The sequence below is a fragment of the Deltaproteobacteria bacterium genome (assembly GCA_016210005.1).
Lineage (GTDB): Bacteria > Desulfobacterota > Binatia > HRBIN30 > JACQVA1 > JACQVA1.
Map to the genome: position 1 here is coordinate 1 of JACQVA010000232.1, position 15209 is coordinate 15209.

12 protein-coding genes and 1 pseudogene are annotated in these 15209 nt (G+C 67.4%); 9 read left to right on the forward strand and 4 right to left on the reverse strand.

Annotated features, from left to right (window positions below; all coding sequences use genetic code 11):
* The first annotated feature begins 413 nt into the window (after positions 1-413).
* A complete protein-coding gene (locus HY699_22100; protein MBI4518500.1) occupies positions 414-1523 on the forward strand; it encodes a phosphotransferase in 1110 nt (369 codons plus the stop codon).
* Positions 1524-2117: 594 nt separating this feature from the next.
* Positions 2118-3713, forward strand: coding sequence for an amidohydrolase (locus HY699_22105; protein ID MBI4518501.1), 1596 nt, complete (start codon positions 2118-2120; stop codon positions 3711-3713).
* Positions 3714-3726: 13 nt separating this feature from the next.
* Here the strand turns inward: HY699_22105 and HY699_22110 are convergent, their stop codons facing one another.
* The 3 genes from HY699_22110 to HY699_22120 form a co-directional block, all read right to left on the reverse strand.
* On the reverse strand, positions 3727-5010 hold the full coding sequence (locus HY699_22110; GenBank protein ID MBI4518502.1) for a response regulator: 1284 nt from the start codon (positions 5008-5010) through the stop codon (positions 3727-3729).
* Between the two features lie 281 nt (positions 5011-5291).
* On the reverse strand, positions 5292-6149 hold the full coding sequence (locus HY699_22115; protein MBI4518503.1) for an SDR family NAD(P)-dependent oxidoreductase: 858 nt from the start codon (positions 6147-6149) through the stop codon (positions 5292-5294).
* A 108-nt stretch (positions 6150-6257) separates the two neighbouring features.
* Positions 6258-7067 (reverse strand): SDR family oxidoreductase, encoded by an 810-nt coding sequence (locus HY699_22120; protein MBI4518504.1) that lies wholly within the window; start codon positions 7065-7067, stop codon positions 6258-6260.
* A gap of 230 nt (positions 7068-7297) precedes the next feature.
* Between HY699_22120 and HY699_22125 the strand changes: the two are divergent.
* Positions 7298-8437 (forward strand): annotated as a pseudogene (locus HY699_22125) (sulfate transporter).
* 5 nt (positions 8438-8442) lie between these two features.
* Here the strand turns inward: HY699_22125 and HY699_22130 are convergent.
* Positions 8443-9045: a methylamine utilization protein gene (locus tag HY699_22130; GenBank protein MBI4518505.1), complete on the reverse strand. Its 603-nt coding sequence runs from the start codon at positions 9043-9045 to the stop codon at positions 8443-8445.
* Between the two features lie 176 nt (positions 9046-9221).
* Here HY699_22130 and HY699_22135 point away from each other — a divergent pair, with 176 nt between their 5' ends.
* The 6 genes from HY699_22135 (at position 9222) to HY699_22160 (ending at position 15182) form a co-directional block, all read left to right on the forward strand.
* Complete coding sequence (locus tag HY699_22135) at positions 9222-9968, forward strand: carboxypeptidase regulatory-like domain-containing protein (protein MBI4518506.1); 747 nt, start codon at positions 9222-9224, stop codon at positions 9966-9968.
* A 181-nt stretch (positions 9969-10149) separates the two neighbouring features.
* Positions 10150-10455 carry a cytochrome c gene (locus HY699_22140; GenBank protein MBI4518507.1) on the forward strand — a complete coding sequence of 102 codons (306 nt, stop codon included), beginning with the start codon at positions 10150-10152 and terminating at the stop codon, positions 10453-10455.
* A 220-nt stretch (positions 10456-10675) separates the two neighbouring features.
* Positions 10676-11098 (forward strand): Rieske (2Fe-2S) protein, encoded by a 423-nt coding sequence (locus tag HY699_22145; GenBank protein MBI4518508.1) that lies wholly within the window; start codon positions 10676-10678, stop codon positions 11096-11098.
* Between the two features lie 9 nt (positions 11099-11107).
* Positions 11108-12106, forward strand: a complete 999-nt coding sequence (locus tag HY699_22150) for a cytochrome b N-terminal domain-containing protein (GenBank protein MBI4518509.1) — start codon at positions 11108-11110, stop codon at positions 12104-12106.
* 21 nt (positions 12107-12127) lie between these two features.
* Positions 12128-13327: a hypothetical protein gene (locus tag HY699_22155; protein ID MBI4518510.1), complete on the forward strand. Its 1200-nt coding sequence runs from the start codon at positions 12128-12130 to the stop codon at positions 13325-13327.
* 31 nt (positions 13328-13358) lie between these two features.
* On the forward strand, positions 13359-15182 hold the full coding sequence (locus HY699_22160) for a cytochrome c3 family protein (GenBank protein MBI4518511.1): 1824 nt from the start codon (positions 13359-13361) through the stop codon (positions 15180-15182).
* The last annotated feature ends 27 nt before the right edge of the window (positions 15183-15209 follow it).

The window sequence follows — 15209 nt, forward strand, 5'->3', positions numbered from 1 at the left end:
CAGATCGATTCCGCAGTAGTATCGGTGCTGCTGTGTGTAGAAGTTCATCAAGGCTCCTCCTCTTCTCCCCGGTGGGGAGGTCGTTGTGAGATGCAGCCACCGTACCCCGCCGGCGTGGCTAGGGGGAGCCCTTGATGAGGATCAAGCCGATCGAGACCGACGCGAAAAGAACGCGCGGCTCATCGGCAGGACGTTGGGCGGCGGGAATCGAGGGGGAGCAGAGTGCCCTGTAGGCAGGCGAAGCAAGCGACCACCACCGCGGAGCCGTGTCAGCTCGAGATCGTACTGGCCGAATCGAAAGCGCCGATGTGGCGCCCTCAGCTGGCGGGGGTCCTCGCCAGCCGGCGTAGCCGAGACCTGCGTGAGAAGAGCTTGTCCCTTGTGAACTCGCAGTTTCGCTCGGAGCACGCACCGTGAGTACGCGGTTCCCTTTCCGCGCGGACGACCTGACGCTCGCTGCAATAAACGCCCTCGTCCATACACTGCACCCGGAGGTCGACGTGGCCCACTTCGAGGTCCGAGAGACGTTCCTCTTCGGCTCCGGGCAGGTGTCGACGGCGGGCCGCATCGCGTTGAGCGTCACGTACGAAGGAGAACGCGCTGCCGAGTTCCCGCGGGAGGTGGTGCTCAAGGTCGCGCGTCCCGAGCTTGGCGCGCTCCCGCTCTATGCGAACGAGGTTTCGTTCTACACGCGCCTGCGGCGGGAGCTCGGCACGCACGTCGAGACGCCGCGCTGCGTCGGCGGAATCCACGACGCTACGACGGGCATGTTCGGTCTCGCTCTCGAGGATCTCCGTACGCGGGGAGCGACTTTTTCGAACGTCAAGACGCCGCACTCGATCGCCGACATGCACTCCCTTCTCGACTCGGCGGCGCGGCTGCACGCGGCCTACTGGGAGAGCCCCCGATTCGCGACGGATCTCCGCTGGGTGCAGACGCACGTCGAGGGGGAGCTGCATGCGTTCTTCGAACATCCGGATCTCGTACCTGCGCTGATCCGCCAGCAGGTCACCGACGTGCAGTTCAAGCGCGAGCTGGTCCAGGCGATCGGGCAGACGCCGGATACGCTGCACGCGCAGGTGCGTCGGGTGCAGGCGCACCACGCGCGGCTACCACGCACGGTCGTGCACGGCGACATGCACGCGGGGAACACCTACCGGCTCCCGGATGGGACCGGGGGCTTGGTCGACCCGCAGCTCAGCGTGCGCGGCTTCTGCATGCACGACGTCACGTACCTCCTGGCGACCGGGTTGTCCGTAGAGCAGCGCCGCCGGCACGAGCGCGAGCTGCTCGCGTACTACCTCGACCGTCTGCGAGCTGCAGGCGTTGAGCGCCCGCCCGATCCGCATGCCGCATTCCTCGAGTACCGCCGCGCGGTGGCATGGTGCGTGTACGTCGGCTGGCTCACCACTCCCATCGAGAACTACGGCTGGGAGATCACGGTAATGAACCATGTGCGCCTCCTGACCGCCTACCGCGATCTCGAGACGGCCGCAGCGATCGCTTCCCTACCCGATGCCTGAGTTCCTCTTGCGCTTCATCACGTTGCCCTCGCGCCTCTAAACCGCGACGGCGGCGGGACGACATTCCGCCGTACCCCCGCCGCCTCAACACCTATAAGGCCTCCGTTGTCAAGAAGACGCAGCGGTAGCGCCACGGGGGCGGGGGGCGCTCGCGGGAAGCAGACGCGGCGGGCGCGCTGAGGAGGGTGAGCTGACTGCGTTTCACATCACGAGGGGGTCACCGTCACGAGAGGGTCACATCACGTCACGAGGGGGCCTGGAGTGCGATAGAGGTGGATTCGATCAGCTTCCGAAACTTCCGATCCGTCGCCTTCAATGCTCCAGCTCGCCGAAGCATTTCGCTCACGGCAAAGGGTGGCGCCGCCTCCGCTACTTCCCCAACCCGGACCGGATCGAGGTGGATGTAGAGCTTGGAGTACGATGCCGCCGGGCGCGTTCGCTACCCGACGGCGAGTTTCAGCTCAGGCAGCGGAGAGATGCCGGAAAAGCGAGCCCCTCGCCTCTACAACTCCTGATCCCCACTCCGACCTCCGCGTCCGCTCTCGCCGCCTGGCTTCACCGCCGGGGTCTGCTATACGCGGATCGCCGGAGGTCGTGAGCGTGACATTGGCCAGCCCTAACCAGCCCACCGCGATCGCGTTCACCGGTGGGCGCATCCTCACGCTCGACGCCACTCTCGGCGAGCCGGAAGTGCTGATCATCGACAACGGCCGTATCGCCGCGGCCGGCGAGCGGGCGCTGCTGCAAGCCTATGCGGGCGTGGCGGTCGAGCCCTTGGGCGGGCGCACGCTCGTGCCTGGTTTTATCGACGCCCACAATCATCTCTCGATTGCGGCGCTGCATCCGCTGTGGGCCGACCTCTCGCAGGTGCGCTCGCTCGAAGAAATGAAGCAAGCACTGGCGGCGCAGGCGGCGCGCGAGCCCGAGGCGCGCTGGATTCGCGGCGCAAACTGGAACGAAGTCACCACCAATGTGTTGCCTGACCGCCATGACCTCGATGCGCTCGGCTTCGATCGGCCGGTGATCGTGGCGCACTACACGCTGCACCAAGGCGTGGTCAGCTCGCACGGGCTCGATGACTTGGGCATCGGGCCCGAGACACCCGATCCACCTGGCGGGGTGATCGCACGGGGTACCGACGGAAAGCCGAGCGGCTTACTCGTCGAGTGCGCCTGGAGCCAGGCGCATGCCCGCTCGCTGGCGGCCTACCGCCAACCCGAGCGCTGGGCCGAGTTGATCGCCGCCCGCGGGCGCCAGCTCTTGCGCGACGGCATCACCTGCGTGCACGACGCCGCTTGTTCACCGGCGGCCGAGGCGGTTTACCGTGCCCTGCACCGGGCCGGCACGCTGCCGCTGGCGGTGCTGATGATGCCGCACCCCGAGGCGATTCTGACGGGGCTGGCGCCGGAACGTCTGGAGGGGCCGCTCACTGGCGACGGCGATGAGTGGCTGCGCGTGGGTCCGCTCAAACTGTTCGCCGATGGCGGCATCGCCCCGGCGATGGACGTGAGCATCGCCGGCATGCGTAGCGCTTTCGGGATCGAGATCCCGGGCCTGGCGGCGGGCGTGGCGCAAGCGGTCGAGCGCGGCTTTCGCGTCGCCGTCCACGCCATCGGGAACGTAGGACTGCGTAACGCCCTGGCGGCGTTTAGCCTGGCTGCCCGCGCGCGCGACCTGGACCATCGCTTCCGCGTCGAGCACGCCTGCCTGGCCTCGCCTCCCCAGATCGAGGAGATGGCGAGCCTGGGCGCGGTGGGCGTGGTGCAACCTGGCTTTCTGCACCACATCGGCCAAGCGGTCGAGGCGGTGCCGTGGGACGAAGAGATTTGGCTGCCGTTCGGCGCCATGGCGGCTGCCGGTGTCGCCCTGGCGGCATCGTCCGACGACCCGTGCGCTTTCCACCAGCCGCTGCTGACGGCTGCCTGCGGGACCACGCGCCGCACCGGCTCGGGCGGCGTTCTCGGCCTTGAGCAAGCGCTCGGCTACGAGCGCTGGCTGCACGCTTACAGTGCCGGTGCGGCATATGCCGGCGGGCAGGAGCACGAGCGCGGCACGCTCACGCCCGGCAAACGCGCCGACTTGGTGGTGCTCGAAGGCGCACTCGAGGCCGAACATCCGCCGCGCGTCAGGCAAACCTGGGTTGCCGGCCGGCTCGCTTACGGCGAGCCGCTGCCGCGCGCCGGCACATAGGCCGCGGCCCGGATCAGCGCCGGCGCGAACGCCGCGGCCGATTGCGCTCGGCGGGCGGATCGCTGGGGCTTGCCGGCTCCGGCATGGGGGCCGGGGGCTTGCCGACCGGCAAGCGCAACGCCACCAGCGCGCCTCCGCCGGGGTGGTTAGATGCCGTCACCGTGCCGCCGTGACTTTCGACGGTGCGTCGCACGATGGCCAACCCCAAGCCCGTGCCGCCTTGGCGGTGCGAAAAGAACGGCTCGAAGACGCGCGGCAGGTCCTCGGGGCGAAAGCCCGGGCCGCGGTCTCGCACCCGGCATTCGACCCAAGCGGTGCCCGCTTCGCCGGGCACCAACTCGACTTCTGTCACTACGTCACTACCCCGGGGCGCATGTTGCACGGCGTTCTGGATCAGGTTCTGCACCGCCTGTTGCAACCTTGATGCGTCCATGGCCACGGGCGGCAGACCCGGCGCCAGCGAGGTCTCGAACCGCACCCCCGAGGCCGCCGCCGCGGGCCCGCACTCGCGCACGGCGTAGCTTACGACGTCGGCGAGTGCCCCCGGAGCCAACTCCAGCTCCTGCACCTTGCCGTAGTCGAGCAAGTCAGCCGTGAGCTGGCGCAGCCGACCGGCGGCACCGCGCAGCGCCGCGATGAACGGCTGATGCTCTTGCTGCTGGCCAAAGCGCGCCTCGAAGGCATCGAGCGTGCCGGTGATCGCAAACAGCGGATTGCGCACCTCGTGAGCGACGCCCGCTACCAGTGCCCCCAACGCCGCCAGCACTTCGCTGTGCCGCAGCTCCTGCTGCATGCGCTCGCACTCCCCCATCTCCGCCTGTAGCCGCACATTGGCTGCCGCCAGCTCGCGCGTGCGCGCCTCGACTCGGCGTTCGAGCTCGGCGCCCACCCGTTCCAATGCCCGCGCGGCCCGGAAGAGGTCGGCAAAGACCGCGACTTTCGCGCGCAAGACCTCCGGCACCAGCGGATGAAACAGGTAATCCACGGCCCCAGCGAGGTAGCTGCGCAGCAGTTGGGTGCCGTTAACATCGGTTGCGGTGACGAAAATTATCGGCGTGTATTGCGAGCGCTCGCGCTGGCGAATCAGCGTCGCCGTCTCCAAGCCGTCCATGCCGGGCATGTTGACGTCGAGCAAGATGACGGCGAAGTCGCGCTTGAGGATCTGGCGCAGCGCCTGCTCGCCGGAGCTTGCAGTGAAGAGGTTGTACCCGTCTTGGGCGAGGACGGCCTCTGTCGCCAGCAGGTTCTCCGGCCGGTCGTCGACCAGCAGCACGTTGACGCCATCGTCCACGTTCATGTCAACACAAAAGAAGTATAGAGCAGCCGGCCTCGGCTGTCAGCAGGTCGGCGCGCGGTGCACGGATCGGACAGGTGAACCACAGAGAGGCGCCGAGGGCGCCGTGAAAGAGCCCAGAGCACGGGAAAACACGGCTCGGAGACGCTAGAGCCGCGGAGAAGAGCAAGGAGGGTGATCCCCGTGCCCCACGGGGCTGGCTGAAGTCGAGAGCCGACCCTGAGCCTCGAACGGGCTCGCAGAGTCCTCTCTGTGTGTTCTGAGCCTCGGTGGTTTCCTTGTGTTCACGGCTGGTCGTCGGCGAGGTCGCCGAGGCGCTTACCTTGGCGGGCGCGGGCGCGGGCCTTCTCCACCACCGCGGCGAGGACCGGATCGGTCTTGGCCATGCCGAAGCGCAGTAGTGCGGGCAGGCACAGCCGCAGGAAGCGCGCCGTCATCAGCTGGAGGTTGTGCCGCGGTGCGGTAATCTCGTAGCGCCGTTTTTCGATCGCCTCGAAGATCGCGTCGGTGACGATCTGCGGCGGGTACTTCGGACCCTTGTACGCCACCGGCTCGTCTTCCTTGAGCCAGATTTCGGTATCGATCGGCCCGGGGTTGATCAGGGCGGCGTGGATGTTGGCGCCGGCGAGGTCGTTCCACAGCCCTTCGGTGAAACTGCTGAGCGCGGCCTTGGAGGCGGCGTAGATCGCCTCGCGCGGTGGCGCCACTTTGGCGGCGAAAGAGGAGACGTTGACAATGGTGCCGCCGCCGGCGCGCAGCATGTAGGGGATGGCGGCCAAGGTGGTCCACACCGCCGAAAGGAAATTGACCTGCATGACGTGCTCGGCCTCGTCCGCCGACAGGTGGTAGATCTGTTTGTGCTTGGAAATGGCGGCGTTGTTGATGAGGATGTCGAGGCGGCCGAAGCGCGCGACGGTGTCGTCGATCACCCGCTCGGCGAAGCTGCGCTGGCCGAGATCACCGGCCAGGTAATGTGATGCGGGGGCGTGCACCCGGCATTGGCGCAGCAGCTCCTGCAAGCGGTCCTCGCGCCGCGCTACGGCGACGACGCTGGCGCCGCGCCGGGCAAAGGCTTTGGCGGTGACTTCGCCGATGCCCGACGACGCCCCGGTTACGATCACGACCTGGTCACGATAGTCCACGTCCATCCTCCCCGCCGGCGGCATTGCGCCGGTTGAAAATGTCCTGGTCGACAGCGGACGCACAGAACCGCGGGCCTGAAACTCGCCCGCGGTCTCGGCGCCATCGCTCTAGCGCGCCGGTTTCGTGGCATCCAGAACCATGCGCTTGACATTGCGGCGCATCAGGCCGGGGGCAAGCGCGCGGACAATGTAACCCGCCGTGATCGCCCGCGGCACGGTGATGTCATGTTGGCCGCGCGCCAGCGCTTTCATGATGGCTTCGATCAGCGGCGCCGGTTCGATCATCGACCGGCGCGACACCGGCGACATCCGTTCCAGCGCTTCGGCGTCGAAGAACGGGGTATTGATCGCGCCCGGGCAGACCGTGAGCACGTGTACGCCGGAGTCCTCCACCTCCAGTGATAGCGCTTCCGCCAGGCCGACCATGGCGAACTTCGAGGCGGCATAGACACTCTCGTCGGGCACGCCGATCTTACCGGCAACCGAGGCGATGAAAACGACCCAGCCGCGGCGCTGCTCGACCATGTGCGGCAGTAGCGCTTTGGTCCAGTACACGCTGCCGAGGAAGTTCACCTGCATCATACGCTCGATGTCATCGAGCTCCCACTCGAGGAAGCGCCGGTGGCGGCCGTAGCCGGCGTTGTTCACCAGCACCTCGACCGGGCCGAAATGGCGGCGCACATGGTCAGCCGCCGCGAACACCTGCGCGCGTTCGCCGACGTCACACGGGAGCACCAGCGCCTCGCCGCCGGCGCGCCGGATCTCCTCGGCGAGGGCATTCAGCTCGGCCTCGCGCCGGGCCACCAGCGCCAGCCGCGCCTGCTCGCGCGCCAAGCGCAACGATAGCAGCCGGCCGATGCCGCTCGAGGCCCCGGTCACCACCGCAACCTTTCCCTTCCATGACTGCAACCGCGCCATGCCGATCCCCCTTGCGCCGAGTGAGTGCCGGAAGAAGAAGAGAAGATAAGAAGAGCCCGATCGCGATCACTGCGGCACGGGCGTTTCCATAGTCTAACGATCGCCAGTAGTACAGCGCTGAGGCAGGCGCAGCCGTGGCCTTGAGCCGGCAGCGACATGCCGGTACACCCATCGGCGGGAGAAGGCAGACTGCGAGTGTGTTGACCCGTCTTCGCGCAAACCTCGGGCAGGCGCGGCTGAACCGGCACGAGATTGCAGGCTCGCTCGGCGACCTGGGCACGTTCTTGCCCTTGCTGGTGGGCATGGCGGCGCAGAACGGCCTCGACTTCGCCGCCTCGCTGTTCTTCGCCGGCCTGTTCAACGTCGTTACCGGCCTGACCTTCGGTATCCCGATGGCGGTGCAGCCGATGACGGCGATTGCCGCGGTGGCGCTGACCGAGGGGCTGACGGCGTCGCAGATCTTGGCGGCCGGTGCCACCGTCAGCCTGATCGTGTTGGGGCTCGGCCTGAGCGGGCTGATCGGTTGGCTCAATCGCATGGTGCCCAAGCCGGTGGTGCGCGGGCTGCAACTCGCGCTCGGCCTGTCGCTGCTGATGAAGGGGCTACAGATGGTAGCGAGCACCCAGGCATGGATCGGCCCCGACAGTTACCTTACCGGGCTGTGTGCGGCGGTGATCGTGCTGCAGCTGTTCTTCTCGCCGCGGGTGCCGGCGGCGTTGATCTTGTTCGGCGCCGGCTTGGTATTGGCGCTGTGGCGGCAGCCGGACGTTTTGCAGGCGCTGGCCTTGCACCTGACGCTGCCGGCCTGGGCGCCGCCCGCGGCGGGCGACTTCATCAGCGCGTTCGCCAAGGCCGCGCTGCCGCAGATTCCGCTGACCACGCTCAACTCGGTCATCGCCGTGTGTGCCTTGTCGGGCGACTTGTTCCCCGAGCGCAAAGCCGAGCCGCGGGCGGTGGCGGTGTCGGTCGGGGTGATGAATCTGGTGGGGGCGTGGTTCGGCGCGATGCCGATGTGTCACGGCGCGGGCGGCTTGGCCGGTCAATATCGCTTCGGTGCGCGCACCAACGGCTCGATCTTGTTCCTGGGCGCGGCCAAGATGCTGGTGGCGGTGGTTTTCGGGGCCTCGCTGATGGCGCTGTGCCGGGTGTTTCCCGCCAGCGTGCTGGGGGCGATGCTGGCCTTCAGCGGCATGGAGCTGGCGCTGGTCACCCGCGACCAAAGCCAGCGCGCCGATGCCTTCGTGATGTTGCTGACCGCCGGCACTTGCCTGGGGTTGAACAACATCGCCCTCGGCTTCGGCTTGGGGCTGGCCTTGGCCTGGGGCTTCAGCCTGCGCCCGCACCTACACCAGGGCGCAGCCGGCCACTGAGTGCCCTATTTCTTGAAACGCAAGTCCACCGTCTGCAACTTCGCGGGGTCGAGGTTGACCCAGGTCTCGACCGCTTTGAGCGATTCGTGCCAGGCCCGCAGCTTGTAGCGGCCGGGGGGAATGCCGCTGATCTGGAACTTGCCCTGGGAATCCGGCTGGGCGAAGTAGGGGTTGGCCAGAACCACCACGAAGGCCTCCATGTGCGGGTGCACGTTGCACTTGACGTCGACCACGCCCGGGGTCTCGAACGTCACGCTGCGTGATTCGCCGCGCCCGAACATGCCGAGATCGAAGTGCTTGGCCGCCGAGGTGGAAAAGACGTTGTGCAAGAAGGCGTCGCTGTTGAGGAACTCCACGGTGCTGCCGGCGACCACCGCGACCACGTGCGGGACGAACTTCATGTCCTTCTGATCGATCACCGCCTTAGCCGGCGCGGGCGTGCCGGCGCTGCCCTCGAGCGAGACCACGACGTCCTGCGGCGAACCGCCCTGCTCCGGCAACGTCACCGTGCCCTTGACGATGGCGCCGTCGCCGGCAGCATGGGCGCTGGCGCCGAGCGCCATTGCCGTGGCCAGCAGCAAACCCGTAACCTGACGTCTTCCGATCATTTCATCCTCCGTGCTCGTCATCGCCGGCGGCACGCAGAGGCGCGCCGGCTGTTCTGCGACAGGCTCTAGCACGATGGTGGCGCGATTGTGAATGGTGCGGCACCCACCACCGCGCCCCTGGCAGATCGCGCGCGCCTCAGGTATACGGCCGCGAGATGTTCGTTGGGGAGGATACTATGCGCAGAGGAACTCAGGGATGGCTGCTGGCGGGCGCGCTGCTCGTGCTCATCGGGCCGGCGGCGGCGGAATACCGCGAGGTGGCGGTGAGTAATGGGGGCACGATCAGCGGGCGCGTGCGCGCCGCCGGCGAACTGCCGGTTCTGCCCCCCCATCCGGTATTCAAGCATCAAGACAACTGCGGCGCGGCGATCGCCGATGAACGCTTGGTGGCAGGCCAGAGCGGTGAGCTGCGCAACGCCGTCGTCTACCTGACGGGAATCAGCGCCGGCAAAGCCGTGCCGCGCGAGCGAGCGCTGCGATTGGATAACAGCAAATGCGCCTTCGTGCCGCACGTGCTCAGCGCCAGCGTCGGCCAGACCATCGAGATCCACAACAGCGATCCGTTCCTGCACGACGCCCACGCCTTGCTGGGCTCGCGCACCGTCTTCAACGTCGCCATCCCCAAGGGGCGGACGGTACGCAGGCCACTGGCCTACGCCGGGCTCATCCAGCTCAACTGCAACGTTCGCCACACCTGGATGCAAGCCTACCTCTACGTCGCCGAGCACCCCTATCACGCCGTCACCGATGATCGCGGCCAATTCACGCTCAGTGAGGTGCCGCCTGGCAAGTATACGCTCACCGTCTGGCATGAACTGCTCGGCAGTGTTGACCGGGAGGTGACGGTTGAAAGTGGCAAGACCACTACGGTTGATGTGGACCTGAAGGCGGTGGCTCCAGAAGCATCGGAACTGCACGAATAAGAGATTTGTAACGCAGCGCGGCACCTTGATTGCCTGGCGGTGGCGTGGTAGCCGCCAGGCGGGAGCGATGACAGGCTCCCAGGAAACCGGCGGCAGGCGATTGCCGAGCAAGTTCCCGGCCGGCGGGATGCCGGTGACACAGCGAGACGGGCCATGGATCAGGCCTAGACGGAGGTGACCCATGAAAGTGCGTGCGTTGACCTTGGCGGCTGCGTTAGTCATTCCGGCCGCCGCGGCGTGGGCCGTGGACGGCACGGCCCTCTACGAGAAGAAGTGCAAGACCTGCCACAGCATCGGCGGCGTCGCCGGGCCGATGGCCAAGACCGGCGGCGCGCTCGACGGCGTCGGCGCCAAGCGCGATGCCACCTGGCTGCGGGAGTACTTCAAGGACCCGAAGTCGAAGATCCCCGAGTCCAAGTTCCCCAAGCTGACGCTCTCCGACGAGGAGTGGGAGGCGCTGGTGGCCTACATGCTGACGCTGAAGTAGCAGCGGTGCGTCGGTGAGCGCGCACCGCCGGCCGGCGCGCGCCCACCGACAACTAACCACCTGCTACCTCTATAGGTAAGTGGATCTGTGAACGCATATAAGATTATTTACGTAGGCCAGCCAGCTGGGAGGTGCTACGTTGCAGTTCAGCTGGAGCCGCAGTCTGTTGAAAATGCCCCACTCGGCTGCTGATAGGCAGAACCCCACGCGCCGGTCCTTTTTGAGCCAACTGCTCGCGGGCACGTTGCTCACCGGGGTAGCCGGCGCATTGGGCTCGACCATCGCCTTTTTGTTTCCGCCTGAGGAAGTCAGCTCGACGCTGGGCCCGCGCCGCGTCAAGGTCGCCAGCGCCGATGAGATGCTGCCGGGCGAGGGCAAGCTCATGCTGGTGGACGAGGAGCCGGTGTGGGTGGTGCGGCGGGCCAAGGGGTTCGCCGGCTTATCGGCGTGGTGCACGCACAAGGGCTGTGTCATCAAGTGGGACGAGCAGAGCCGGCTGTTTCGTTGCCCGTGCCACGAAGGCCAATTCGACGAGCGCGGCAACGTCATCTCCGGCCTCCCGCTGCGGCCGCTGGCGCGCTTCCGCGTCGGCGTGGTGCGCGGTGAGGTGTACGTCTCGCGCGGCGACGAGCGCAGCGTCTAGGGGCCGCGCGTGTTGACGTCGATCGCCGAGCTTCTTCGCGCCGAACGTGATCGCACGGTTCCGGGCCACGTCAACCTGCTGCACTACCTGGGCGGCCTGACGGCGATCTTCTTCGCGCTCGAGGTCGCCACCGGTCTATTGCTGACGATCTACTACCGGCCCTCAGCGGCGGGGGCCTATTACAGCACGGGCGTGATCATGGACGAGGTGCGCTTGGGCTGGCTGATCCGCTCGGTGCACCGCTGGGGTGCCGACCTGTTGATCCTGCTGAGCCTCACGCACCTGGCCCGCGTATACTTTGCCCGCGCCTACCAGGCCCCGCGCCAACTCAACTGGACGGTCGGCATCCTCCTGTTCGTGCTGCTGCTAACTGCGAGTTTTACCGGCATGCTGCTGCCGTGGGATCAGTATGCGTACTGGTACACCGACTCGGCCCGCGCCGCGATCGCGGCGGTGCCGGTACTGGGCAAGATGATGCTGACGCTGTTTTGGGGCGGCTGGGAGATCAGCGAAGAGGTGCTGCTGCGGTTCTACGCTCTGCACGTCGGCATGGTGCCCTGGCTGGCGGCCAGCTTGGTGTTCGTGCACGTGCTGCTGGTGTGGCGTTTCGGTATCAAGGAGCCGGCGCGGGCCGCCGGGGCCGCGCCGGTGCCGTTCGTGCCGGATTTCTTGCTCAACCTGCTGATCGCGGTGTTGCTCGTCGGCGGGCTGCTGCTGTCGGTGTCGGTGATCTTCCCGGCAACCTTGCTGGCACCGGCCGATCCGCTGTCAGCGCTGCCGCAGCCGCAGCCGCGCTGGTACTTTCAGCCGCTGCGCGAGTTGTTGCAGGATCTGCCGGGTTGGGGTGCGGGCTTGGGGGCGGTGGCCTTTCTGTTGGCGTTGTTCCTGATTCCGGCGCTCGACCGCAGGCCGGCGCCGCCGCTGTGGCAGAAGGGTTTGCAACGGGCCGTGGGCGTGGCGGTGATCGCCGCGGCGCTGCTGTTGGGGGCGCGGGGATACCTGCGGTAACTTATGAGGATGCGGCCGGGTTTGGCGCTGGTAGGTCTGTTGCTGCTGCCGGCCGTCGCGACAGCTGCGCCGGAGTCGTGCGGCACTTGCCATCCGAACGTAAAGACCGAATACGGCGAGAGCGTTCACGCCAAGGAGTTCGGCTGCACCGGTTGCCACGGCGGCGACGCCACGATCGAGAGCGAAGAGGCCCATGCCGCCGCCAAGGGCTACCTCGGCAAGCCCAGCCGCCAAGCCGTTCCGGCGCTGTGTGCGACTTGTCACGCGGACCCGACGCGCATGAAAGCTTTCGGCCTGCCGACCGACCAGTACGCGCAATACCAGACTTCGGGACACGGCGTGCGCTTGGCCCAAGGCGATGCGCGGGTGGCGGTGTGCAGCGATTGCCACGGTAGCCACCGTATCCTGGCACCGCAGCAGCCGCTCAGCCCGGTGTCGCGCCGCAACATTTCCGCCACCTGTGGCCGCTGTCACTCCGACCAGCCGCTGATGGCGGAGTACCGGCTGCCGGCCGATCAAGTAGACAAGTTCCGCCGCAGCGTTCATGGCGTCGCGCTCTTCGACGAGGAGCACCGTTCGGCGCCGACTTGCGCCACCTGTCACGGACCCCACGGGGCGGTGGCGCCGCAGGTGGGGTCGATTCGGGCCGTCTGCGGGCACTGCCACGAGCGCACGCGCGAGTACTTCAACCAAGGGCCGCACCGCCAGGCAGCCGACGACGGGAAGATGTCGGAGTGCGTCAGCTGCCACGGCTATCACGACACCGCGGCGCCCGATCGCGCCCTCTTCGATACCACCTGCCCGAGCTGCCATGAGCCTGGCAGCAACGGAGTGTTGGCGGCGCAGAAGCTGAAGACGCTGCTGACGCAAGCCCAGGACTCGGTGGCCACGGCCCACGCCGAGATCGCGCGCGCCGCCGAGACCTCGCCCACCGTCGCCCGCTATCGCCCGCGCCTGCAACAAGGCTGGGCGCATTTCATGGAAGCCCTGCCGCTGCAGCACGCCTTGGCGGTGGAGCGCGTCGACGACTTGACCCGCAGCGCCCGCTCGATCGCCGAGGACGTGCGCGCGGCGGTCCATGGTGCCGAACAGCAGTGGCAGCTGCGCTACGTCCTGCTCGGCCTGGCGTGGGTCTTCATCCTGTTCACCGCCGGTGTTGCCTACTCGCGCAAGAAGGAGCGCCAGCGCGTGCGCGCCCAAGGGGAGAGCGAACCGCGCTGAGCGCGCGCTGCCGGTGCGTAATTTCGGGGCCATGCGCGAGAGCATCCGAACCTGGGCCAAGCGGTCGGCCGTGACGCTGGTGGTCTTCATCCCCGCCGGCGCCGCGTTCATGTTTCTCTCCATCCAAGTGTCGTCGCAGCCGCGCTTTTGCGGCAGCTGCCACTTCATGGCGCCGTATTACGAGTCGTGGAAGACCTCGCGGCACAAGGAGGTGGCCTGCGTCGAGTGCCACATCCCGCCGGGGATCACCTCCGAGTTCCGCAAGAAGTACGAGGCCCTGGCCATGGTCGCCCGCTACTTCACCGGCACCTACTCGACCAACCCCTGGGCCGAAGTCGACGATCAGAGCTGCCTGCGCAGCGGCTGTCACGTCAAGCGCGTGCTCCTCGGCCGCGAGCTCTACCAGGGTGTGCTCTTCGATCATCAGCCGCATCTGACGGAAATGCGGCGCGAAAAGCAGCTGCGCTGCACCAGCTGCCATTCACAGATAGTTCAGGGCAGTCATATATCGGTAACTCCGACCACCTGTTTCCTGTGCCACTTCAAGAATGCCGCGCCCAATTCCGGCACCGCGCGCTGCACGCTGTGCCACGCGATCCCGGACAAGATGATCACCACCGCCGGCCTGTCGTTCAACCACGGCGACGTCAAACGCTTCGACATGAACTGCATGGCCTGCCATCAGGGTATCATCAAAGGCGACGGCGAGGTCCTGCGCGAGCGCTGCTTCACCTGCCACAACGACACCGAGCGAATCGAGCGTTACGGCCAGACCGAGTTCCTCCACCGCACCCACGTCACCGATCACAAGGTCGAGTGCCTCAACTGCCACATGGAAATCAGCCACCGGATTCCGGCGCGCGAGGAAGCGCTGAGTACCGCCTGCCAAAGCTGCCACAGCTCGGCCGCGGGCCATTCGCCGGTGCGCGATCTCTACCGCGGCATCGGCGGCCGCGGCGTCACCCCGCGGCCGGCGGCTATGTACCTCGCCGGCATCCACTGCGAGGCCTGCCACAACCGCCCGCAAGGTGACGTCCAAACCGCCAACGAGGTCAGCTGCATGGCCTGCCATGGCCCCAAGTACCTCACCATCTATCGCGGTTGGCAGGCGGGGCTGAAACAACGAGTTGACGGCGTGCGCAGCGAGCTGCAAAAGGCCACCGCCGCCCTGGCAGCACAGCAATTGCCGGCAGACCCGCTGGCCGACGCCAAAGCCAATCTCGCACTGCTCGAACAGGGCCGGGCGATCCACAACCCCGGCTATGCGGTCGACCTGGTCAGCAAGGTGCACAGCGACATCACCGCGGCGCTGAGTGCCGCTGGCGCGCCGCCTAGTGCTGCCCCGCCGTGGGTCGAGGCGCCTTACCAGATTCAGTGCCTGAAGTGTCACATCGGGATCGAGTTACAGTCGGGTAGCGCTTTCGGTCAGCAGTTCTCGCATACGCCCCACGTCGCCCGCGCGCGCCTGCGCTGCACCGCTTGCCACGGCGGCCCCGACCGTCACGGCACTCTCACGCTCACCGCCGCCGGCTGCGCCAGCTGCCATCAGCGCATCGCTCAGCCTATGGCCGGAGTCGCCGCCGCCGACTGCCTGGCTTGTCACACGGCCGACATCGGGCAGGCGTTCGCGCAGGTTGCCTTCCCGCACGAGAAGCACATCGAGGCCGGGCTCGACTGCGAGATGTGCCACGCGGGCGTGGCCGACAAACCCCACCGCCAGTTCGCCCACTCGCCCGGCGCGCTGCCGCCGCGCGGCCACGGCTTTTGCGCCACCTGCCACGGCGGCGACGTGCTCGCCGACGACGGTAGCATGCCCGAGGGCGCCAATTGCGGCCTGTGCCACGCCAGCCCGTGAGCCCAGGCGCTGCGCACCTAGCCAGCA

Excerpts from the sequence above, each read along its gene's own strand:
- HY699_22160 (MBI4518511.1), top strand. The coding sequence starts at position 13,359 with ATGCGCGAGAGCATCCGAACCTGGGCCAAGCGGTCGGCCGTGACGCTG.
- HY699_22140 (MBI4518507.1), top strand. The coding sequence starts at position 10,150 with ATGAAAGTGCGTGCGTTGACCTTGGCGGCTGCGTTAGTCATTCCGGCC.
- HY699_22110 (MBI4518502.1), bottom strand. The coding sequence starts at position 5,010 with ATGAACGTGGACGATGGCGTCAACGTGCTGCTGGTCGACGACCGGCCG.
- HY699_22135 (MBI4518506.1), top strand. The coding sequence starts at position 9,222 with ATGCGCAGAGGAACTCAGGGATGGCTGCTGGCGGGCGCGCTGCTCGTG.
- HY699_22130 (MBI4518505.1), bottom strand. The coding sequence starts at position 9,045 with ATGATCGGAAGACGTCAGGTTACGGGTTTGCTGCTGGCCACGGCAATG.
- HY699_22120 (MBI4518504.1), bottom strand. The coding sequence starts at position 7,067 with ATGGCGCGGTTGCAGTCATGGAAGGGAAAGGTTGCGGTGGTGACCGGG.